At 71.9% G+C, this 21,263-nt stretch carries 19 protein-coding genes; 10 read left to right on the top strand and 9 right to left on the bottom strand.

Translation table 11 applies throughout. The features are described from left to right. The first annotated feature begins 62 nt into the window (after positions 1 to 62). Positions 63 to 1,859 carry an AMP-dependent synthetase/ligase gene (locus OG542_RS29790; RefSeq protein WP_328414800.1) on the top strand — a complete coding sequence of 599 codons (1,797 nt, stop codon included), beginning with the start codon at positions 63 to 65 and terminating at the stop codon, positions 1,857 to 1,859. A 13-nt stretch (positions 1,860 to 1,872) separates the two neighbouring features. Here OG542_RS29790 and OG542_RS29785 read toward each other — a convergent pair whose 3' ends face one another. Continuing rightward, positions 1,873 to 3,510 carry a GMC oxidoreductase gene (locus OG542_RS29785; protein WP_456243535.1) on the bottom strand — a complete coding sequence of 546 codons (1,638 nt, stop codon included), beginning with the start codon at positions 3,508 to 3,510 and terminating at the stop codon, positions 1,873 to 1,875. A 149-nt stretch (positions 3,511 to 3,659) separates the two neighbouring features. Then, positions 3,660 to 4,802: a glycosyltransferase family 4 protein gene (locus OG542_RS29780; RefSeq protein WP_328414796.1), complete on the bottom strand. Its 1,143-nt coding sequence runs from the start codon at positions 4,800 to 4,802 to the stop codon at positions 3,660 to 3,662. 119 nt (positions 4,803 to 4,921) lie between these two features. Between OG542_RS29780 and OG542_RS29775 the strand changes: the two genes are divergently transcribed. After that, positions 4,922 to 6,160 (top strand): glycosyltransferase 87 family protein, encoded by a 1,239-nt coding sequence (locus OG542_RS29775; RefSeq protein ID WP_328414794.1) that lies wholly within the window; start codon positions 4,922 to 4,924, stop codon positions 6,158 to 6,160. Here the strand turns inward: OG542_RS29775 and OG542_RS29770 are convergent. Beyond that, on the bottom strand, positions 6,118 to 7,443 hold the full coding sequence (locus OG542_RS29770) for an MATE family efflux transporter (RefSeq protein WP_328414793.1): 1,326 nt from the start codon (positions 7,441 to 7,443) through the stop codon (positions 6,118 to 6,120). The genes OG542_RS29775 and OG542_RS29770 overlap by 43 nt on opposite strands. Before the next feature lie 151 nt (positions 7,444 to 7,594). Here OG542_RS29770 and OG542_RS29765 point away from each other — a divergent pair, with 151 nt between their 5' ends. Continuing rightward, a complete protein-coding gene (locus OG542_RS29765) occupies positions 7,595 to 8,125 on the top strand; it encodes a PadR family transcriptional regulator (protein WP_311125239.1) in 531 nt (176 codons plus the stop codon). On the opposite strand, the gene OG542_RS29760 is transcribed toward OG542_RS29765, so the two are convergent. The 5 genes from OG542_RS29760 to OG542_RS29740 all read right to left on the bottom strand — a co-directional run bounded on the left by OG542_RS29760 (position 8,113) and on the right by OG542_RS29740 (position 13,460). After that, positions 8,113 to 9,297, bottom strand: coding sequence for a hypothetical protein (locus tag OG542_RS29760; protein WP_328414792.1), 1,185 nt, complete (start codon positions 9,295 to 9,297; stop codon positions 8,113 to 8,115). The genes OG542_RS29765 and OG542_RS29760 overlap by 13 nt on opposite strands. A gap of 33 nt (positions 9,298 to 9,330) precedes the next feature. Next, the gene (locus OG542_RS29755; protein WP_311125241.1) at positions 9,331 to 10,344 is read right to left on the bottom strand and encodes a C40 family peptidase; all 1,014 of its coding nucleotides are present in this window, start codon (positions 10,342 to 10,344) and stop codon (positions 9,331 to 9,333) included. 198 nt (positions 10,345 to 10,542) lie between these two features. After that, complete coding sequence (locus OG542_RS29750) at positions 10,543 to 11,583, bottom strand: C40 family peptidase (protein ID WP_328414791.1); 1,041 nt, start codon at positions 11,581 to 11,583, stop codon at positions 10,543 to 10,545. Between the two features lie 248 nt (positions 11,584 to 11,831). Continuing rightward, positions 11,832 to 13,181, bottom strand: coding sequence for an NYN domain-containing protein (locus OG542_RS29745; RefSeq protein ID WP_328414789.1), 1,350 nt, complete (start codon positions 13,179 to 13,181; stop codon positions 11,832 to 11,834). Between the two features lie 39 nt (positions 13,182 to 13,220). Next, positions 13,221 to 13,460 carry a hypothetical protein gene (locus OG542_RS29740; RefSeq protein ID WP_184596435.1) on the bottom strand — a complete coding sequence of 80 codons (240 nt, stop codon included), beginning with the start codon at positions 13,458 to 13,460 and terminating at the stop codon, positions 13,221 to 13,223. Positions 13,461 to 13,619: 159 nt separating this feature from the next. On the opposite strand from OG542_RS29740, the gene OG542_RS29735 reads away from it, so the two are divergent. The 7 genes from OG542_RS29735 to OG542_RS29705 all read left to right on the top strand — a co-directional run bounded on the left by OG542_RS29735 (position 13,620) and on the right by OG542_RS29705 (position 19,926). Continuing rightward, a complete protein-coding gene (locus tag OG542_RS29735; RefSeq protein ID WP_328414787.1) occupies positions 13,620 to 14,372 on the top strand; it encodes a rhomboid family intramembrane serine protease in 753 nt (250 codons plus the stop codon). Continuing rightward, positions 14,369 to 14,650, top strand: a complete 282-nt coding sequence (locus OG542_RS29730) for an Lrp/AsnC family transcriptional regulator (RefSeq protein WP_097216160.1) — start codon at positions 14,369 to 14,371, stop codon at positions 14,648 to 14,650. Before OG542_RS29735 ends, OG542_RS29730 begins: the two co-directional genes overlap by 4 nt. An 88-nt stretch (positions 14,651 to 14,738) precedes the next feature. Beyond that, a complete protein-coding gene (locus OG542_RS29725) occupies positions 14,739 to 15,050 on the top strand; it encodes a small secreted hydrophilic protein (RefSeq protein WP_311125243.1) in 312 nt (103 codons plus the stop codon). Beyond that, entirely contained in the window at positions 14,980 to 16,491 is a 1,512-nt protein-coding gene (locus OG542_RS29720) for a sensor histidine kinase (RefSeq protein ID WP_408057877.1), read from the top strand. Before OG542_RS29725 ends, OG542_RS29720 begins: the two co-directional genes overlap by 71 nt. Next, positions 16,488 to 17,147, top strand: coding sequence for a response regulator transcription factor (locus OG542_RS29715; protein WP_062926395.1), 660 nt, complete (start codon positions 16,488 to 16,490; stop codon positions 17,145 to 17,147). Before OG542_RS29720 ends, OG542_RS29715 begins: the two co-directional genes overlap by 4 nt. A 160-nt stretch (positions 17,148 to 17,307) precedes the next feature. Further along, entirely contained in the window at positions 17,308 to 18,723 is a 1,416-nt protein-coding gene (locus OG542_RS29710; protein ID WP_328414781.1) for an SLC13 family permease, read from the top strand. Positions 18,724 to 18,732: 9 nt separating this feature from the next. Next, complete coding sequence (locus OG542_RS29705) at positions 18,733 to 19,926, top strand: glycerate kinase (protein WP_328414779.1); 1,194 nt, start codon at positions 18,733 to 18,735, stop codon at positions 19,924 to 19,926. On the opposite strand, the gene OG542_RS29700 is transcribed toward OG542_RS29705, so the two are convergent. Beyond that, the gene (locus OG542_RS29700) at positions 19,881 to 21,263 is read right to left on the bottom strand and encodes an aminotransferase class V-fold PLP-dependent enzyme (RefSeq protein WP_328414777.1); all 1,383 of its coding nucleotides are present in this window, start codon (positions 21,261 to 21,263) and stop codon (positions 19,881 to 19,883) included. The genes OG542_RS29705 and OG542_RS29700 overlap by 46 nt on opposite strands.

The following is a 21,263-nucleotide window of genomic DNA, read 5'->3' as shown; positions in this document are numbered from 1 at the left end:
TTGGACCGCACCGTCGCAGCACACAACGTCGTGGCGCCGGCGCCCTATGAGGAGCAGCAGTCTTGCGCGAGTTCAGCCTTCCGGCTTTGTACGAGGTCCCTGCGGACGGAAATCTCACCGACATCGTCCGCAGAAACGCCGCGCAGCACCCGGACGTCGCCGTCATCGCCCGCAAGATCGGCGGTACCTGGCAGGACGTCACGGCCACCGCCTTCCTCGCCGAAGTGCACACGGCAGCGAAGGGGCTGATCGCCTCCGGTGTCCAGCCGGGCGACCGGGTCGGCCTGATGTCCCGCACGCGCTACGAGTGGACGCTGCTGGACTTCGCGATCTGGAGTGCGGGCGCGGTGACCGTGCCGGTGTACGAGACCAGTTCGCCGGAGCAGGTGCAGTGGATCCTCGGTGACTCGGGCGCCACCGCGTGCATCGTGGAGACGGACGCCCACACGGCCGCCGTCGAGTCGGTGCGCGACCGGCTGTCGGCGCTGAAGCACGTGTGGCAGATCGAGGGCGGCGGTCTCGACGAACTGGGCCGGCTCGGGCAGGACGTCACCGACCGGACGGTCGAGGAGCGCGGCTCGATCGCCAAGGCCGACGACCCGGCGACCATCGTCTACACCTCGGGCACCACCGGCCGCCCCAAGGGCTGTGTGCTCACCCACCGCAGCTTCTTCGCCGAGTGCGGCAACATCGTGGAGCGGCTGCGTCCGCTGTTCCGCACGGGTGACTGCTCGGTGCTCCTCTTCCTGCCGCTCGCGCACGTCTTCGGGCGGCTGGTGCAGATCGCGCCGATGATGGCGCCGATCAAGCTCGGCTGCGTCCCGGACATCAAGAACCTCACCGACGAGCTGGCCTCGTTCCGCCCGACGCTGATCCTCGGGGTGCCGCGCGTCTTCGAGAAGGTCTACAACTCGGCGCGCGCCAAGGCGCAGGCCGACGGCAAGGGCAAGATCTTCGACAAGGCCGCCGACACCGCGATCGCCTACAGCAAGGCGCTGGACACTCCCTCGGGCCCGTCCTTCGGCCTGAAGATCAAGCACAAGACGTTCGACAAACTCGTCTACAGCAAGCTCCGCGCGGTCCTCGGCGGCCGGGGCGAGTACGCCATCTCCGGCGGCGCCCCGCTGGGCGAGCGCCTGGGCCACTTCTTCCGCGGCATCGGCTTCACGGTCCTGGAGGGCTACGGCCTGACCGAGTCCTGCGCGGCCACCGCGTTCAACCCCTGGGACCGGCAGAAGATCGGCACGGTCGGCCAGCCGCTGCCCGGCTCGGTGGTCCGGATCGCCGACGACGGCGAGGTGCTGCTGCACGGCGAGCACCTGTTCAAGGAGTACTGGAACAACCCCGGCGCGACCGGGGAGGCGCTGGCCGACGGCTGGTTCCACACCGGTGACATCGGCACCCTCGACGAGGACGGCTACCTCAGGATCACCGGCCGCAAGAAGGAGATCATCGTCACCGCGGGCGGCAAGAACGTCGCCCCGGCCGTGATCGAGGACCGCATCCGGGCGCACGCGCTGGTGGCGGAGTGCATGGTGGTGGGCGACGGGCGGCCGTTCGTGGGCGCGCTGGTCACCATCGACGAGGAGTTCCTGGGCCGTTGGTGCGCGGACCACGGCAAGCCCGCGGGTTCCACCGCGGCGTCGCTGTGCGAGGACCCGGACCTGCTGGCCGCGATCCAGGCGGCGATCGACGACGGCAACGCCGCGGTGTCGAAGGCGGAATCGGTGCGGAAGTTCCGCATTCTGTCCTCCCAGTTCACGGAGGAGACGGGCCACCTGACCCCCTCACTGAAGCTGAAGCGGAACGTGGTGGCCAAGGACTACGCGCACGAGGTCGAGGCGATCTACGCCAAGTAGTGCGCGAACGGCGTCATGGCGCGGTGTCCTCGGCGAGGACCCGCGCCATCGTGCGTTCGGCGAGCGCGGTGATGGTCACGAAGGGGTTGACCCCGAGCGACCCTGGCACCAGCGAGCCGTCGGTGACGTACAGCCTGGAGCAGCCCTTCACCCGCCCGTAGTCGTCCGTCGCCTTCCCGAGCACGCAGCCGCCCAGCGGGTGATACGTGAAGTCGTCGGCGAAGACCTTGCTGGGGGACCCGAACAGGTCGTACCGGTAGATCGTCGCGTTGGCCTCGTTGATCCGGTCGAACAGCTTCCTGGCCATGGCCACGGAGGCCGCGCTGTGAGCGCTCGTCCAGCCGAGCCGCAGTTCGCCCGAGCCGGTGTCGTAGGAGAAGGACGCCCGCTCCGGGTTGCCTGTGATCGCCAGGTAGAGGCTCACCCAGTGCTCGAGGCCGGTCGGCAGCGGGGCGATCTCGGCGAACACCGGGTTCGAGGCGTTCGCCCAGTCGTCGATGCCCATGACCGGCATGGTCGACTGGTTCGCGCCGACCGTGTCCCACAGGTGGTTGGCCCGGCCGAGCATCACGTTGCCGTTGGTGCCCCAGCCGGTGCCGACGCTGGCGTCCAGGTCGGGCAGGGCGCCCGTCTCCCGGGCGCGCAGGAGCAGTTCGGTGGTGCCGAGGCTGCCGCCGCCGAGGAAGAGGTACGTGCAGCCGTACTCCTTGGTCTCCACGATCCGGCCCATCTCGTCGATGCGGTCGGCGGTCAGGACGTAGGTCCCGTCCGGGGCCCGGCTGATCGCGCGCACCTTCTCCAGGGTCTGAATGGTGATGTTGCCGGTCCCGAGGGCGCCGGCGAGGTAGGTCTTGTCGAGGCTGCGCTTGCCGTGGTTGTTGCCGTAGATGACCTCACCGCCGAGCGCCGACTTCGGGGCCGTGCCGGCCGCCTCGCGCCGCATGTGGCCGAAGTCGTAGACACTGGGCACGAAGGTGGTCCGCAGGCCGGCCTTCTCGGCGTGCTTGCGGGAGACGCGGGCGAAGCGGTACCACTCCGTCGACTCGAACCAGGCGGGGTCGACGGAGTTGACGCCGAGGGCGGCGCGGGCGCGCGGGAAGTACGTGCCGTACATCTCGTCGGCGTCGACGGTGGGGAACTGCTCGGCGAAGTACGCGCGGGGCGGGGTGACCGCCATGCTCCCGTTGACCAGGGAGCCGCCGCCGACGCCCCGGCCGACGTAGACGGACATCTGCGCGAAGTGCACCCGGTCCAGGGCGCCCGGGTAGCGGCCGATGTCCCTGTTGACGACGTCGAGCCAGAGGAAGGTGCCCAGGGGTGCCTCGGTGCGGGTGCGGAACCACATGGAGCGCTGGTCCGGGGTGCGGGTGGAGCAGAAGATCTTGCCGTCGGGGCCGGGGGTGTTCCAGAGCCGGCCCATTTCCAGGACGAGGGTGCGGATGCCGGCCTGGCCGAGGCGGAGGGCGGCCACGGCGCCGCCGTAGCCGGAACCGACCACGATCGCCGGGGCGTTGTCGACCGCGTCGGGCTGGGCGGCGTGGGCCGATCGGAGGCCGATGCGGGTGAAGCCGAGGGCGGCCGCGGTTTGCAGGGCCGCCATTCCGAGGATCTGACGTCTTGTCAGTTGACGCTGTATCAGGTTTGCTGTCATGTGCGCAGCATGGGCGGATTATTGGGTTCCGCCTAGTGGGGTGCCCGGTATTCGTCGTGGGCGGGTGCGGGTTCGATGTGGCTGATCGCGCCCACGCGGCGGAGCCGCACATGGATACAGCCCCGCGCCCCCCAAGAAAGCCAACCGCACTACAGCAAGTTCTTCAGCTGCTCCGCCAGCAGGTCCCAGCGCCACTTCTCCTCGACCCAGGCTCTGCCGCGCTCCCCCATCCGGCGGCGCAGCTCGATGTCTCCCAGGAGGGTGATGATGCGGTCGGCCGCGTCCGCCGGAGAGCCGCCCCGGACGACCCAGCCGGTCTCGCCGTCGAGGACCGCGTCCGGCGCGCCGCCGGAATCGCCGGCGACGACGGGCAGGCCGGTCGCGGAGGCCTCCAGGTAGACGATGCCGAGCCCTTCGACGTCCAGGCCTCCCCGGCGGGTGCGGCACGGCATCGCGAAGACGTCCCCGGCGCCGTAGTGGGCGGGCAGCTCGGACCAGGGCACGGCACCGGTGAAGCGTACGGAGGCGGCGACTCCGGTCTCCTGGGCCAGCTTGCGCAGGTCACCCTCGTACGGGCCGCCCCCGACGATCAGCAGTACGGCGTCCGGCTCGGCGGCCAGAATCCGGGGCATGGCCCGGATCAGCGTGTCCTGCCCCTTGCGCCGCACCAGCCGGGACACGCACACGATCACCGGCCGGTCCGTCAGCCCGAGCCGCGCCCGGATCTCGTCGCCACCCGAGTCCGGGTGGAAGGTCTTCTCGTCGACCCCGGGCGGCAACTGCGCCATCCGCGCGGCCGCCTGCGGGCTCAGCGCGCCTGCGATCCGCGAGCGCGTGTACTCGCCGAGGTAGGTGATCGTGTCCGTGGAGTCCCCGATCCGGCGCAGCAGCTGCCGGGCCGCGGGCAGCTGGGCCCAGCCGGCCTCGTGCCCGTGCGTGGTGGCCACCAGCCGCTCGGCGCCCGCGCCGCGCAACGCCGGTGCCATCAGGCCGAGCGGCGCCGCCGCCCCGAACCACACCGAGGTACAGCCGTGCTCCCGCAGCAGCCCGACGGCACGCCGGGTGACGGCTGGCGTCGGCAGCAGCATGGTCGTACGGTCCCGTACGACCATGAAGGGCTGCTCGGCGTCGAACGCGGCGGTCGCCTCGACGCCCTCCCGGCCCCGCTTCCACGTCGACGCGTAGACGACCAGCTGCTGGGGGTCCAGCCGCAGCGCCATGTTGTGCAGAAACGCCTGGATGCCACCGGGCCGGGGCGGGAAGTCGTTGGTCACGATCAGGGTCTTGCGCACGCCGCCGACCCTACCGAACCCGACCCTCGCAGCCGTGCGGGGCAGCTCTTATGGCACGCTCACAGCTGTCCGGGACATCATGACCCCATCGACGGAGCACGCGGACGGGCAGGGATCAGGTGAAGAGGACGGGCGCGAGGCGGTCCCTGGCGTGGCTGCCGGTGATCTGGTGTCTCACGAGGCTGGCGCTGCTGCTGTTCGTGATGAAGGTGTACGTCTTCCCGGGCCCGGACGTGACGAGCGACGTGCACGTCATCTACCAGGGCTGGTACGACGTCCTGCGCGCCGGAACGTTCCCTCAGAACGACGTCACCTGGCAGTACCCGCCCGCCGCCGCCCTGGCGGTCCTCTCCCCCGCGCTGCTGCCCTTCCTGCACTACGCGACCGCGTTCTTCGTCCTGGCCTGCGTCACCGACCTGGCCGTCCTGGCCCTGCTGGCGTACGCCGGACGGCGTCCCGGCCGGACCCTGCGCGGCGCCTGGGTCTGGGTGGCGGGCGTGCCGCTGCTGGGTCCGACGGTGTACGCGCGCTACGACGTGATGGTCACGGCCGTGGCGGTGGCCGCGCTGCTCGCCGGGGCCCGGCACCCGAAGACGATGGGGGCGCTGGCGGCCTTCGCCGCGCTGCTGAAGGTCTGGCCGGCGATGCTCCTGCTGGCCGCCCGCCGGCGGAGCGCCTGGATGTCGGCCCTGGTGACCGGCATCGCGGTGACGGGCGCCTTCGCCCTGGCCATGCCCGGCGGGTTCGCCTTCCTCACCTTCCAGCGCGACCGCGGCACCGAGGTGGAGTCGCTCGGCGCGCTCGTCTTCCATGTCGCCCGGCACTTCGGCTGGCAGGGCGAGGTGCGGCTGAACTACGGCTCGATCGAGTTCCTCGGGCCGTACGTGAGCGAGGTGAGCACGGGCGCGCTGTTCCTGACGGGTGCGGCCCTCGGCTGGCTGGTGCTGTGGCGGCTGCTGGCCCGGCGCTTCGAGGAGCACACGCTCGCCGACGCGGCCTTCGTGGCGGTGCTGATGTTCACGACCACCAGCCGGGTGATCAGCCCGCAGTACATGGTGTGGCTGGTCGGGCTGGCCGCGGTGTGCCTCTGCTTCCCCGGGAGCCGGATGCGGCTGCCGGTCGGCCTCGTCCTCGTCGCGTGCTTCGTGACGGTACTGGAGTTCCCGCTCTACTTCGCCAACGTGGTGGCCAGCGACGGCCTCGGCCTCACCCTGCTGTTCCTGCGCAACGGCCTCTTGGTGGCCGCCACCCTCCTCGCGGCCCGCGCCCTGTGGAAGGCGACGGTGCCGCGCACGGTCCCCGCTCCCCTGCCGCCTCAGCCGGCCGCCCGTGCCGGGGAGACCCCCGTCTCCTCCTGAGCCGGGGCCCGCCGGAACAGCAGGCCCGCCAGCACGCACTGCACCGCCGTCGCGAGCGCCAGCGCGAGACACACCCCCGGCAGCCCGAGCCCCGTCAGGCTGTAGGCGAGCGACAGCTGGACCGCGGTCCCGAGCACGGTCACCCGCAGCAGCACCGAGGCGCCCCCGCTGCCCTCGAAGACCCCGCCGAGCGCGATGAGACAGGCCATCAGCAGCAGGTAGGGCCCGACGCAGCGCAGAAACAGCACACCCTGGCCCGCGACCCCGGGCCCGGCGCCGAAGGCGGCCATGAGCCACGGGGCACCGGCGGCCAGCAGTACGGCCGCGGTGAGGCCGAGGGCGACGGAGACGAGCACGGCTTGTCGCGCGATCGCCCGCCGCTCGTCCTCCCCCGCGCCTCGGGTGTGCGCGGTGTGGATGGCGACGGCCTGGCGGACGGCGTAGAAAGCCATGGTGGCCACGTACATGAGCTTGTAGGCGATCGCGTACGCGGCCACCGCCGTCACCCCGAGCCGCGCCACGATCGCGACCAGGACCAGGGCGCCCGTCTGCCGCACGGTGAAGTCGGCGGACATGGGCAGACCGGTCGTCAGCGTCCGGCGCAGGGAGACGGCCACGGACTCGACCGCCTCCGCCTCGCGTGCCGTCCGCAGCAGCGCGTTGCGCCGCACCGCGACGAGTCCCGCCCCGAGCGCCACGGACCGGGACAGCACCGTGGCGGCGGCGGCGCCCTGGACGCCGTAGAGGTGGATGAAGAGCGGGTCGAGGGCCAGGAGCAGGCCGTTGGACAGCAGGGCGAGCCGCAGCGGGGTTCTCGTGTCACCGGTGCCTTTGAGGAGGCCGTCGACGAGTTGCTGGGCGAAGAAGACGGCCATGCCCGGCAGGGAGAGTGTGAAGTAGGCGACGGCGAGCGGGAGGGCGGCACTGTCGGCCCCGCCCAGCACCAGCCGGGCCAGCGGTTCGCGTCCCAGCAGACCCCCCGCCACGACCAGTGGCGTCACCAGCGCCCACAGCGCCCATCCGCCGCGCACGGCCGCCCGTACGGCCAGGGGGTCGCGGGCGCCCCGGGCGTGTGCGACCAGCACGGTCGTACCTGAGCCGAAGACGAGGGCGATGCCGAGCAGCACGTTCTCCGTGTTGGTCGCCACGGCCACGGCGGCCACGGCCGGGCCGCCCAGCCGCGCGACCCAGACGGTGTTGATGATCCCCGCGGTGACAGAGGCGAGGAGCGAGAGGTAGACGGGGCCGGCGAGCAGGAGGAGGTGCTTGCGATGCGCGTTCACCGTGACTGTCCCCCTGCCCTGAGTCCCCATGACCCTCGATACGAGCTATCGCTTAACGAGCAATGTCGGACCGTGCTACCTCGGATCGAGGTACCGCGTTAAGAGGTAGCATGCGTCACACGTCACCCGCAAGGAGGACCGAAGGAGGACCATGCTGGAGCTGTCGATCCTGGGCTTCCTGGCCGAGCAACCCCTGCACGGCTATGAGCTAAAGGAACGCATCAAGGCGCTGACCGGCCATGTACGGCCGGTGAGCGACGGCGCGCTCTACCCGGCGATCACGCGCCTGGTCGGGGCGGGCCTGCTCGACCAGCACACCGAGCCGGGCGCGAGCGCGGCCCCGCGCCGGATCCTCGCCCTCACCGACCGGGGCCGCGAGGAACTGCTGGAGCGGCTGCGCCGGCCGAAGCAGACCGAGATCACCGACCACGTCCGTTTCAACACGGTCCTGGCGTTCCTGCGCCACCTGCCCGACCGGCACGAGCAGGCCGCGGTGCTGCGCCGCCGGCTGGACTTCCTTCAGACCCCGACGAGCTTCTTCTACGCGTCCGGCAAGCCGGTCCGCGCCGAGGAGGCGGACGACCTGTTCCGCCAGGGCATGCTCCGGGTCGCGCGAGCGACGGGCGAGGCGGAACGGGCCTGGCTGCGGGAGACCGTCGCGCTGCTCGATCAGCCGAGCTGAGCCCGCAGATACTCCCGCCATTCCTCCGTGAAGGCCTCCGGCGTCGTCTCCAGCACCTCCCGCATCGCGTCCGCCACCGCCCCTTCCCGCTTCCGGTGCTCCCCGACGGCCCGGTAGAACTCGCCCAGCCGGGACTCGCCCCAGCGGTCGGCGATCAGCCGGCACGCCGTCCAGCCGCTCTCGTAGGCCCGGGCCAGGCGGCTCGCGTCGCCGGTGAAGCCGAAGTCCTTGTCCTCCGGCAGCGCGGCCGGCACCTCCCCCTGGCTCACCGCCCGGGACAGCTCCGGCGCGGCCTCGGAGGGAACGCCGCCGGTGGCGCGGTAGCCGACCCAGTCGGCATACCCCTCGGACAGCCAGAGGGGCGTGGCGGCCGAGGTGTGGGCGCGGGTCGCGACATGGGTGGTCTCGTGGGTGACGACGACCTGCTCGCCGAGGCCGCCGAGGAGCGCGAAGGCGTCCGGGTTGACGATGATCCGGTCCGCCGGTGCCCGGGCCGGCGCACCCGTCTCGCCGGTGGTGACCGCCGCGATCCCGCGGTAGGAGGAGGCGGGCGAGCCGAGCAGCCCCGCCATCCCCTCCAGGGACTTCGGCACGAGCACGACCACGTGCCGGGACCAGTCCGTGCCCCACTCCTGCGACACGGCGGGCACCGCACGGTCGGCCAGGTCCGCGAAGTCGCGCAGCGACCGGCCGGACTGCCCGACGCCGAGGACGAGGCTGCGGGCGCCCCGGACGGCCTGCACCGCCCCCTGGTCCCACAGTTGCTGCGCGGACTTCCTGGCGGGCCGGTCGGCGTCGACCGACCACCGCCCGTCCGCGTCCCGGCTCAGCCGCAGGGTGCGGCCCGCGGTCACCGGCGCCCGGTCGTACCCGGCGACGCGGTAGCGCAGTTCGGCGTCGGCGGTGGCGGTGTCGCCGGTGCGGCGCAGCTCGGTCACCCGGTACGACCAGGCGGCCAGGGGCACCGCGCGCAGACGGGCGAAATCAGCCCCCGTGCCCGTCCGTTCGTAGGCCCGCTCGTCGCGGTCGAGGACCGCGGCGGCCCGCCGGTCCAGGAGCCGCTGGACATCGGCCGTGGCGCTGTCAGCGGCGGACCGCCCGCCGCACCCGACCAGGGCGGCGAGCAGCACGACGAGCGCCACCACCGCGGACCCCGACCTTCGACCAGCCACGTTCCCGATCGTACGGGCGCCGGGCCGCGCCGGTCAGACCCTGGTGACCGAGGAGACGGGCATCATCCCGACCGGGTCGTAGCGCACGGGTGCGCCGGGGTAGGGCGCGTGGATGACCTGGCCGTTGCCCATGTACATCCCGACATGACTGGCGTCGTCCCGGTAGACGACCAGGTCACCGGGGCGCGCCTCGGACAGCGGGACCTGCCTGCCGGCGTACCGCTGGGCCTGCGAGGTGCGCGGCAGGGACACCCCGGCCTGCGCGTACGACCACTGCGTCAGGCCCGAACAGTCGAAGCCGGAAGGACCGTTGGCGCCCCAGACGTAGGGCCTGCCGACCACGCTGCGGGCGGCGGCGACAGCGGCGGCCCCGCGCCCCGAGGCGGCGGTGGCGTTCCCGAGGTGGGGCAGGTCGCCGCGGCCGGAGCGGGAGGCCCGGTCGTAGGCGGCGCGCTCGGCCTCCGGCAGGGAGTTGAGCAGCCGCCGGGCCGTGGCGAGCTTCCGCTCGACGGACTTCTTGTGGACGGCGACCGTCTTGCGGCTCTTCTCCAGTTCGCGGAGCTTCCCGGCGGCCTCCTCGCGGTCCTGGGCGAGTTCGCGCATGGCGTCCTGGAGGTTCTTCAGCTCACCGGCCTGGCGGGCGGTGACGCGGTCCAGCCGGGCGGCCCTGTCGAGGTAGTCCTCCGGGTCGTCGGAGAGCAGCAGGGCGAGGGACGGGTCGAGGCCGCCCGAGCGGTACTGGGCTCCGGCGAGCGAACCGAGCGACTCCCGCATGGAGTTGATGCGCTGCTGCTGCCGGGCGATCCGGTCCCGGGCGGTACCGGCCTCCTCGCGCAGCTCGTCGGCACGCTCGTCGGCCTTGTTGTAGGCCTCGGTGGCCTTCTCGGCCTGCTCGTAGAGCCGGTCCACCTCGGCCCGGGTGTCGTCATACGGTGCGGACGCGGCCGGTACCGCGCACAGGGCGGTGGCCGCGACGGACAGGAAACCGACCGCGGCACCGGCGCCCCGGTCGAACCCGGACGGTGCAAGTCGGCGATGGGACCCCACGGGAAGCCGCTCTCCTTCCGCTGGCGGACTTGGAAACGCGGCAGACAGTAGCCCCGCGACCGGGGGCAGCCAACGACCATCCGTGGGTATGCGGCACGACGCCCCGCCGCTGACGCAGGTCACCGGCGGGGCGTGGGCTTACTCGAGGCTTACGTGATTCCCCCGAACGGCGGACACGGAGTCCTGATCTTGAAGACGTCAGACGCGGACGCCGAACATGAACGGACCGCCGATGGTGTCCATCGACTCGTAGCGGACGACCGTGCCGGTGCGCGGGGCGTGGATGATCTGCCCGTTGCCGGCGTAGAGGCCGACGTGGTGCAGGTCGTTGAAGAAGAAGACCAGGTCGCCGACCTTGAGCTGGCTGACCGAGGAGATCTTGGTGCCGGCCCCGGTCTGGGCCTCGGAGGTGCGCGGGATCTGCACGCCGGCCGCGGCGTACGCCCGGGAGGTGAGGCCGGAGCAGTCGTAGGAGCTCATGCCGGTGGCGCCGTAGACGTAGGGCTTGCCGAGCTGGCTCTGGGCGAAGGCGAAGGCCGCGGCGGCCCGGCCGGAACCCGGCGGGACGTTACCGGTGAGGGCGTCGCGCGCGCTGTCGCGGCTGGCGCGGTCCTCCTCGGCGGCGAGCGCCTGCTTCTCGGCGGCGGTGAGGCTGTTGAGCAGCTTCTGAGCGGAGCCGAGCTTGCCCTGGACTTCCTTCTTCTTCTTGCCGAGTTCGGTGCGGGTGGAGGCGAGGTCCTTGAGCTTCTCGGAGGCCTCGGCGCGCTCCTGGGCGAGTTCGCGCTGCTTCTCCTGGACCTTCTTCAGCGCCTCGACCTGCTGGCTGCTCAACTGGTCGAGCGTGGATGCCTTGTCGAGGTAGTCGTCCGGGTTCGAGGAGAGGAAGAGCTGGACCGAGGGGTCGATGGAGCCGGTGCGGTACTGCGACGCGGCCGCGAGGCCCAGGCTGTCGCGGAGCTCGTTGAGCTCCTCCTGGCCGCGGGCGACGTTGTCCTGGATGGTGGAGATCTCCTTCTGGAGCTTCTCCTGCTTCTCCTTGGCCCCGTTGTACTTCTCGGTGGCCTGCTCCGCCTCTTCGTAGAGCTTGTCGACCTTCGCCTTGACCTCGTCCTTGCTCGGCTTCTCGCTGGGGGCCGCGTTGGCGGCCTGCGAGCTGAAGGCGACGGCAGCGGCGGCGGCGGTGGTCAGCACGGTCACACGTGCGCGGCTCGGCTGCTTCGGACGACGGTGGGACGCCACGGGTGAAAGCTCCTTCTGCCCCCTCCGCCGTCTCTCCCGATGAGTGATCACCCGAGCGGAGGTTTCGGAGCCTGACCCTAGTGACCTTCCTGTGATCAGTTCAAATCCTCAGATGAAAAATTGCATCACAGTGAGCCAACTTTTCCCCTGGACTCACAGGCGGTGAGACTCACTTGACTTAACGTGGCCCACAGGTCTCATCAATTCGGGCATCACGCCCGGACGTTACGCATCGCCCGTACGGATGCCTAGCCCCGCGAAAGACGCTTCAGGAGCATCGCCGAGGCCACCGGGCGGGCGCCGGCCCGGGCCACCCCGTCGGCGACCTCCCGGTCGGTGGAGGCCACGATGACCGGCCTTCCGGGTGGTTCGGCGCGCACGAGTTGACGGATGAGCTCGTCGGCGGTGACGCCCGGCTTCGAGAACAGCACCCGTACCCCGCGCGGCGGCGCCAGCAGGACCGGCGCGGCCAGTTCGGCCCCGTCGAAGACGCACGTCACCTCGGCGCCGCTCTGCGCCGCCAGTTGCGAGAGCTGCCCCAGCAGCCTGAGGCGCTGCTTCTCCAGCGGCATCTGCGGATAGCCGGTCTTGGTGACGTTGTAGCCGTCGACGACCAGATGGGCCTGCGGCAGCGCCAGCAGTTGGTCGAGGACCTGCGGGTCGTTCTCGGAGAGCGCGCGGGCGGCGATGTCCTTCGGGGACATCCGGCCGGGCTCGACGGCGTCCACGGTCTCGGCGGGCCGTACCGACACCGGCGGCAGGGCCAGTTCGCGCCGGAGCCCCTGAGTGGCGTCCAGCAGGGTGTCCAGCAGCAGCCGGACCCGCATGTCCTCGACGCTGCGGCCTTCGCGGGCCGCCCGGCGCGTGGCCTCCAGGGCCGCCTCGGTCTCCCCCAGCCGGGCCTTGAGCCGCCGGGCCTCGCTCTCGGCGGCGGACACCTGGGCGTGCCCCTCGGCGCGGACGGCCTCGATCTCGCCGTGCGCCTTGCGCAGGGCGGCCTCGCCGCGCTTGACGTCACTGAGGGCGGCGCGGAGCTTGCGGTGCAGCGACTCGGATTCCCTCTTGGCCGATTCCAGCTCCGTGCGCAGCCGCTCGGTCTCGGCCCTGGTGTGGTCACGGGCCCGGGCCAGCTCGGCGCGCAGCCGCTCCAGCTCGGCCCGGCTCTCCTCGTCGGCGCGCTCGGCGTCGGCCCGCTGGGCCTCCTCGCCGGCGGCGGTCACCAGCTTCACCCAGTCCGTCGGCCGCAGAACGTAGGCCGCGGCCGCCACGTCGAGCGGGTCCGCGGCCGGGGGCGGAGAGCCTGAGTCGAGGGCGCCGGCGAGTTCCGGCTGGGCCTCTCTGAGCTTCTCACCGATGCGCTGCCGGAACAGCGGGTCGGTCTCCAGCGCGGAGGCCATGGCGTTGCCGGCGAACTTGGCTCTGCGGTTCGGGGCGAACCGGGCGTACTGCCTGAGCTGTGCGGGCAGCTCGCCGACCGTCAGCGATCCGAAGCCGTCGGAGACGATCTGCACGACCTTGCGGCGCACGCCGTCGGGCAGCGGACGGTCGAGCACCTCGGCGGCGCCGTCGCCCGGCCCCCCGCCTGCGGTCTCCACCATCCGTCACACCCCAATGCCTGTGCGGGGGCCCTGCTCCCCTCAGGAGCCGGCGCCCGGCCTGTCCACGAGTTCCACCTGGTCCACCGCGTTGCACCAGCGGCAGCGCACCGACTCGATGGTCTCACTGAGCACCTCGCGCTCCTCGACCTTCGCCTCTCCGGCCAGGTCGAGGTGGACGTACTCGACGACCTTCGACGAGCGGGTCACGTCGAAGCGCGTGAGGTTGCCGCAGAGGGTGCAGCGCCACCGCGTCTCGGCGGTCGGCAGGGGAACCGTCATCGTGGCCTGTTCTCTTTCCTTCTAGTGTCCGTGACGCCACGGGCTTCCCCGGTGCGTGTGGCTCGTAACCCTACGGCCTGCTGGGTCATCGTCGCCTGCGTGTCCATGGCGGCGAGGCGGTCTGGGCGGTTGCGTCCGGTTACGTCATGCTCTGTATCCATGATCAGCAAGTGGAGCGCGTCGATCGGCCGGGTGAGCGGATCGATCAGGGGGGCGTCGGCGCCGGTGACGTACTCACTGATCGCCCTGTGCTGCACGGTCTTCCTGGCCGGGCCCGCCTCGGGCATCGGCCCGGCGTACGGCTCGGGTGACGATCTGCTCGCCGCTCAGCGGGCCTACTTCCGGCATTGGGGCGTGATCCCCGCAGAACTGTTCGAGGCATCCCCCGGGTCGGCCCTCACCCCGGCGACGGCGCTCTTCGTCCACGGCACCTGGGTGCACCTGCTCGGCAACATGCTCTTCCTCTACGTCTTCGGGGCGATGACCGAGGAACGGATGGGGCGGGTGCAGTTCACCCTCTTCTACATCGGCTGCGGCTACCTGGCCCTGCTCGGGTACGCCGTCGCCAACGCGGACTCCGAGCAGCCCCTGGTCGGTGCCTCCGGGGCGATCTCGGCGGTCCTCGGCGCGTTCCTGTACCTGTTCCCCCGTGCCCGGGTGACCAGTCTCCTGCCGTTCCTCTTCTTCCTGCCGGTGCGCTTCCCGGCCTGGGTCGTGCTGCCGTTCTGGGCGGCGCTGCAGTGGCTGGCGGCGGGGCGGGCCCCGGACGGGCCCGGGGTGGCCTACCTCGCCCACCTGGTCGGCTTCGGTCTGGGCTTCTGCTACGCCTCGGTCCGCTACGGCCGTCCCACCGGCCCCACTAGAGTGAAGACCGCCCCTGCTCCGGCCCCCGAGGGAGAGAACCAGCCGTGATCACCGCGATCGTCCTCATCAAGACCAGCGTGGACCGGATCCCCGAGATCGCGGAGTCGATCGCGGCGCTGGACAGCGTCAGCGAGGTCTTCTCCGTCACGGGCACCTACGACCTCATCGCGATGGTCCGGGTGAAGCAGCACGAGGACCTCGCCGAGGTCATCCCCGGCCGGATCAGCAAGATCCCCGGCGTGGAGGGCACGGACACGCACGTGGCGTTCCGTACCTACTCGCAGCACGACCTGGAGGCGGCGTTCTCGATCGGGCTGGACAACTAGGGCCTGTCCAGCCTTCCGGGCTCCGGATGAAGAGTTCTTCATCCGGGGTTCATCATTCGCTCCGGGTTCCGTCCGCAGGATCAGGCCCATGGCATTCTCCCGTCGTATGGCCGCCCTCTCCGCGGTCGTGCTGATCCCGCTGGGCATCGCCGCGACCAGTTACGCCCTCGCGGACAGCCCTCAGTCGCCCAAGGTCCCGTCCCAGCGGGTGGAGCTGGACAGCAGCACACCGACCCCCACCTCCACGCTCGACCCCAGCCCGAAGCCCACGCCGGACGACGAGGTCGTCTCGCGGCCTCCGGTGACCGACAGCTCAGCGAGTGACGATGATGACGACGACCGCGGGCAGGGCGACGGAGACGACGGACCGGGTGACGACGGACCCGGCTCCGACAACTGACCCCGGCCGGCGGCGCGTCTCCGCCCGGGTCCGCATCCTGCTCTGGCTGCTGCTCGTGATGGCGGTCGCACTCGCCTCGGTGGCCATGACCACCCGCTCGTTCCTGCTGCGGGACGTCGACAACCGGATCAACCGCCTGCTCACCCAGGAGACCGGCGAGTTCGCCAACTTCGAGGAACGGGGCGGGGATCCGCAGACGGGCCGCCCGTTCACCGACGCGAACCGGCTGCTGACGGTGTTCCTGGAACGGCAGTACCCCGACGCGGACGAGGAGCTGATCGGCCTGGTCGGCCGGGCGGGGAGCGGCCCCCGGCAGATCCGCCAGCAGCACGACCTGCCCGTCGCCCTGCCCCTGCACCGGGATCCCGGCGCCAAGCGCGCCGTCTTCGACTCGCCCGAGTCCTCCGGGGTGCTCCAGCGGCCGCAGGGCGAGATCCGCTGGGCGAAGGTCACCGTGTCCCGGCAGGGCCGGGAGCCGGACGCCGCATTCGTCGTCGCCTTCCACCCGGAACGCGAGCAGGCGCGGGTGAACGACATGTTCCGCACGCTGCTCGTCATCTCCGGGGTCGCCCTGCTGCTGACCGTCGGCATCGCCTGGGCGGTCGCCGGGCGGATCCTCAAACCGGTGCGGGTGGTGCGCACCGCGGCGGCTCAGCTCACCGAGCAGGGCCTCACCCGCCGGATCCCGGTGCACGGCAACGACGACATAGCCGCCCTCGCCGAGACGTTCAACGGCATGCTCGACCGGCTGGAGCGGGCCTTCGCCGCCCAGCGCGAGTTCGTCGACGACGCGGGGCACGAACTGCGTACCCCCATCACCATCGTGCGCGGCCATCTGGAACTCATGGGTGACGACCCGGCCGAACGCGAGGAGACGGTCCGGCTGGTCACCGACGAGCTGGACCGGATGAGCCGCATCGTCGAGGACCTGCTGCTGCTCGCCAAGGCCGAACGCCCCGACTTCGTCACCCCGGAGCCGGTCCAGGTCGCCGAACTCACCGCCGACGTCTACGTCAAGGCCCGCACCCTGGGCGACCGCGACTGGCAGCTCACCGGCGTCGCCGATCTGGAGGCCGAGCTGGATCCGCAGCGGATCACCCAGGCCATGGTGCAGCTCGCGCAGAACGCCGTGCAGCACACCACGACCGGCCAGACCATCCGCATCGGCTCCCGCACCGACGGCCCGGAGCTGGAGCTGTACGTCGCCGACTCCGGGCCCGGTGTGCAGCCCCAGGACACCGAGGTGATCTTCGAACGCTTCCGGCGCGGCACGTCCCGCCGCGGCGCCCGGGGCTCCGGCGCCGGCCTCGGGCTGTCCATCGTCAAGGCGATCGCCGAGGGCCACCGGGGCCGGGTTCGGCTCTACGAAACGCCCGGTGGCGGCGCCGGCTTCGCCCTCGTTCTGCACGCACCCCGGGCACCGGAAGGGGACCCCACGTGAACCGCATCCTCATCGTCGAGGACGAGGAGCGCATCGCCTCCTTCGTGGAGAAGGGCCTGCGCTCCAACGGCTTCACCACGACCGTCGTCACCGACGGCGACGCGGGATACGAGTACGCCCTGACCGGCGGCTTCGACCTCGTCGTCCTGGACATCGGGCTGCCCGGCCGGGACGGCTTCACGATCCTGCGCGAGCTGCGCGAGGCGCGGGTGTCGGTACCGGTGATCGTGCTGACCGCGCGGGACTCCGTACGGGACACGGTGGCCGGCCTGGAGGGCGGTGCCGACGACTGGATGACCAAGCCGTTCCGCTTCGAGGAGCTGCTCGCCCGGGTACGGCTGAGGCTCCGTACGGCGGCGCGGGCGCCGGAGGTGACGGTGCTCAGGTCGGGCTCCCTGAGCCTGGACCTGCGCACGCGCCGGGCCCGTTCCGGGGAGCGGACGGTCGATCTGACGGCGCGTGAGTTCGTGCTGCTGGAGCTGTTCCTGCGGCATCCCGGGCAGGTGCTGTCGCGGGAGCAGATCCTGTCGCATGTGTGGGGGTACGACTTCGATCCGGGGTCCAACATCGTGGATGTGTATGTGCGGACGCTGCGGAAGAAGCTGGGGGCGGAGCGGGTGGAGACGGTGCGGGGGATGGGGTATCGGTTGCCGTAGTGCCACTCGGGCGCCGTTGCGAGGTGCGGGTTCGTTGTGGTTGTTCGCGCCCACGCGGCGGAGCCGCATATTGATACAGCCCCGCGCCCCTGAAGGCGTGTGAAAACTCCTTCATGTGAGGCTCATGGAGGGCTCACCGCTCTCGCCGATCGTCGATGGCGTGACCCTGAATCTGCGCTCCGCCACCGCCCTGTGCGGGGCCCTGTCCCTGTGTGCGCTGCTCGCTGTCCCCGGCAACTTCCCCGAGCTCGGTGCGGACGCCCGTTTCACGCTCGCCGTGTTCGTCTTCGCGACCTGTGCCTGGATCGGGACGTCGATCGACGACACCTATATCGCGCTGGGCGCCGGACTCGCGCTCACGGTGACCGGGGTGATCAGCAGCGACACGCTGTTCGGCACGCTCGGCGATGCGACGGTGTGGCTGTTGATCTGCGCGTTCGTGCTGGCGGCCGCGGTGAGCCGGACCGGGCTCGCGGGCCGGGCGGCGGTGTTCCTGGTCAGCGGGGCACGGACCGTACGGCAGCTCGTGCACCTCACGACGGCCGCCCTGGTCGTCACGGCGTTCGCGGTGCCCGCCACCTCGGGCCGGGCCGCGCTCGCGCTGCCGGTGTTCCTCGCCCTCGCCAAGGTCCTCGCCGACCGGAAGCGACTGGTCGTGATGCTGGCGTTGCTGTTTCCGACCGTGATCCTTCTGTCGGCGGTGGCGACACTGATCGGCGCGGGCGCACATCTGATCACCGTGTCGGTGCTGTGGGAGACGACCGGGCAGCACATCGGCTTCACGGAGTGGCTGCTGCTGGGCCTGCCGCTGGCCGTGGCCTCGTCCCATCTGGCCGCCGAGCTGGTGATGCTGACGACGACCCGCCGGGCGGTCCGCCGCGGCCCCGTCAGTATCACCCCGGAGCAGATCCAGGAGCACAGCGAGCAGCCGGTGACCGGCCCCTGGAGCCAGGCCGAGAAGCGCTGCACCCTGCTCCTCGCCACGGTGGTGCTGTTGTGGTGCAGTGAGCCGCTGCACCGGGTGCCGCCCGCGCTGGTCGCGCTGATCGGCGCGGTCATCGCCTCCTCGCCCGCACTCGGCACCGTCCGTCTGAAGGACGCGCTGAAGACCGTCCCCTGGTCGCTGCTGCTGTTCATGGCGGCGACGATGGCGATGGGCGTCGCGCTCGCCGACTCGGGAGCGGCGAAGTGGCTGGTCTCCGGGCTGCCGACGGGCGAATCGCCGGTGGTGTTCCTGGTGATCGTGATCGCCGTCAGTACGGCGGCCCACCTGGTCCTGCAGTCCCGCTCGGCGCGTTCGTCGGTCCTGGTCCCGCTGGTCGTGGCCGCCGCCCTCGGCGTCGGGGTCAACCCGGTCGCCGCCGCACTCGCCTCCACCGCCGCCGCGGGCTTCTGCCACACCCTGCCCGCCTCGGCCAAGCCGGTCACGCTCTTCGCGCAGATCCCCGGCACGCCCACCTACACCCCGCGCGACCTGCTGCGGCTGTCCGCCTTCCTGGCCCCGCTGACCGCCGCGCTGGTCCTGCTCTTCGCCGTCGCGGTGTGGCCGCTGCTCGGCGTGTCCGTCACCCGTTAAGGAGCCCTCATGCTGACCCGTGTCGTCGTAGCCCCCAGCGGTTTCAAGGAGTCCCTGTCCGCGGAGGCGGCGGCCGACGCCATCGCCGCGGGTGTCCGCCGTGTCCTGCCCGACGCCGAGATCGACCTCGTCCCGCTGGTGGACGGCGGCGAGGGCACGGCGGTCGCCCTGGCCGCCGCGACCGGGGGCCGGCTCGTCACCGTGCCCGCCACCGGCCCGATCGGGGAGACCATCAGCGCCCACTTCGCCCTGCTGGGCTCCGGGGACACGGCGGTGGTGGAGATGGCGGCGGTCGCGGGCCTCTCCCTCGTCCCGCGCGACCTGCGCGACCCGGGCGCCACCACCACGTACGGCGTCGGCGAACTGATCCGCTCCGCGCTCGACCGGGGCATGAGGCGGATCCTCGTCGGCTGCGGCGACTCGGGCACCTCGGACGGCGGCGCGGGCGCGCTCCAGGCGCTCGGGGCCCGCCTCCTGGACGAGCAGGGCGAGGAACTCCCCGCCGGAGGCCGGGAGCTGACGCGCCTGCACCGCATCGACCCGACCGGCCTGGACACCCGCCTCACCGACGTGGAGCTCCTCGTCGCCTGCAACCCCTACAACGTGCTGTGCGGCGAGCGGGGCGTCGCCCGGGTCTTCGGCCCACAGAAGGGCGCGACGCCCGTCCAGGTCGAGGAGCTGTCGGCCGGCCTGGAGAACTGGGCCTTCGTCCTCACCCGCGATGTCGCCGTCCCGGACACCGACCTCCGCTCCGGTCCCGGAACCGGAGCCTCCGGCGGTCTGGGAGCCGGCCTCGCCGCCCTCGGCGCCCGTCTCCTCCCCCGCTTCGACGTGCTGCTGGACCATCTCGACCTGGACACCCGCCTCGCCCGCGCCGACCTGGTCGTCACCGCCGAGGGCGCCCTGGACCACCAGACACCGCGCGGCAAGGTCCCGGCCGAGGTGGCCCGCCGGGCCAAGCTCTACGGCCGTCCTGTGCTGGCCCTGGCGGGCACGCTCGGTGAGGGCGCGCACGAGGTGCCGGGCGTGGACGCGTTCAGCGGCATCCTGCCGGCGCCGATGGCCCTGGCGGAGGCCCTGGTGCGGGCCTCCGAACTCCTCACGGACGCGACCGAACGCGCCCTGGGAATGATCCTGCTGGGTGCCCGGCTACCGGCTCACGCGGAGGTGTCCGGGACGCAACGGCCGTCCTCCGTGCGGTAGTTCCACCGCGCGCCGTCCTGGACCAGCTCCCGCACGGCGTCGACGAACCGCTCGACGTGCTCGTCGGGCGTGCCCGCGCCGAAGCTCACCCGGATGGCGTTGAGGGACTTCTCGCCGGGAGCCGCCTCCGGTGCGCCGCACTCGCCCTGGGTCTGCGGGTCGCTGCCCAGCAGCGTCCGGAGGAGGGGGTGGGCGCAGAACAGCCCGTCCCGCACCCCGATGCCGTACTCGGCGGAGAGGGCGGCGGCGAAGTGGGAGCTGTTCCAGCCCTCGACGACGAAGGAGATGACGCCGACCCGCGGGGCGTCGTCACCGAAGAGGGAGAGGATCCGGACCTCGGGCACCTCGGCGAGGCCCGTACGCACCTTCTCGATCAGGTACTGCTCGCGCGCGACCAGGTTGTCGAACCCGGCCTCGGTGAGCGCCGTGCAGGCGGAGGCGATGGAGTAGGCGCCGATGACGTTCGGGGAGCCGGCCTCGTGACGGGCGGCGCTCTCGTGCCACTCCACGTCGACGCCGCCGTCGCTGCGCCGCGCCACCTTCCGCGAGGCACCGCCGCCCGCGAGGTAGGGGTCCGCCTCCCGCAGCCAGTCGGCGCGCCCGGCCAGGACCCCGGAACCGAACGGCGCGTACAGCTTGTGCCCGGAGAAGGCGACCCAGTCGACGTCGAGGTCCGCGACGGACACCGGGTGGTGCGGGGCCAGCTGGGCGGCGTCCAGCACGATCCGGGCGCCGTGGGCGTGCGCGGCCGCCGCGAGTTCCCGTACGGGCCACAGCTCGCCGGTGACGTTCGAGGCGCCGGTGACGCAGACGAGGGCCGGTCCGTAGTCCCCCTCAATCGGCACAGTCCGGTCGGCGAGGGCGCGCTCCAGGGTCTCGACGGCCTGCCGCGGGCTGCTCGGGGCGTCGAGGTAGGTGACGCGCGCGTTCCGCCACGGCAGCAGGGAGGCGTGGTGCTCGGTCTCGAAGACGAAGACCTGGCAGTCGGCCGGGAGCGCGGCGGCGAGGAGGTTCAGGGAGTCGGTGGTGGACCGCGTGAACACCACCTGGTCACCGTCCCGGCAGCCGAGGAACTCCGCGACGGTCCGCCGGGCGTTCTCGAAGAGGTCGGTCGACAGCTGGGACAGGTACCCGGCACCGCGGTGGACGCTGCCGTAGTACGGCGCGTAGGCGGCGACGTCGTCCCAGACGCGCTGGAGCGCCGGGGCGCTGGCGGCGTAGTCGAGCGCGGCGTAGGTGACCTCGCCCCCGGTCACGAGCGGCACGGTGACATCCCGGCCGAGAACGGGCAGCGAGGCACAAACGGACTGATCGGCGACAGCGGTGGAGACGGACAT

It is taken from the genome of Streptomyces violaceus, from assembly GCF_036014075.1.
Taxonomy (GTDB): Bacteria; Actinomycetota; Actinomycetes; order Streptomycetales; family Streptomycetaceae; genus Streptomyces; species Streptomyces violaceus.
This window is presented reverse-complemented; position numbering and strand designations above follow the sequence as displayed.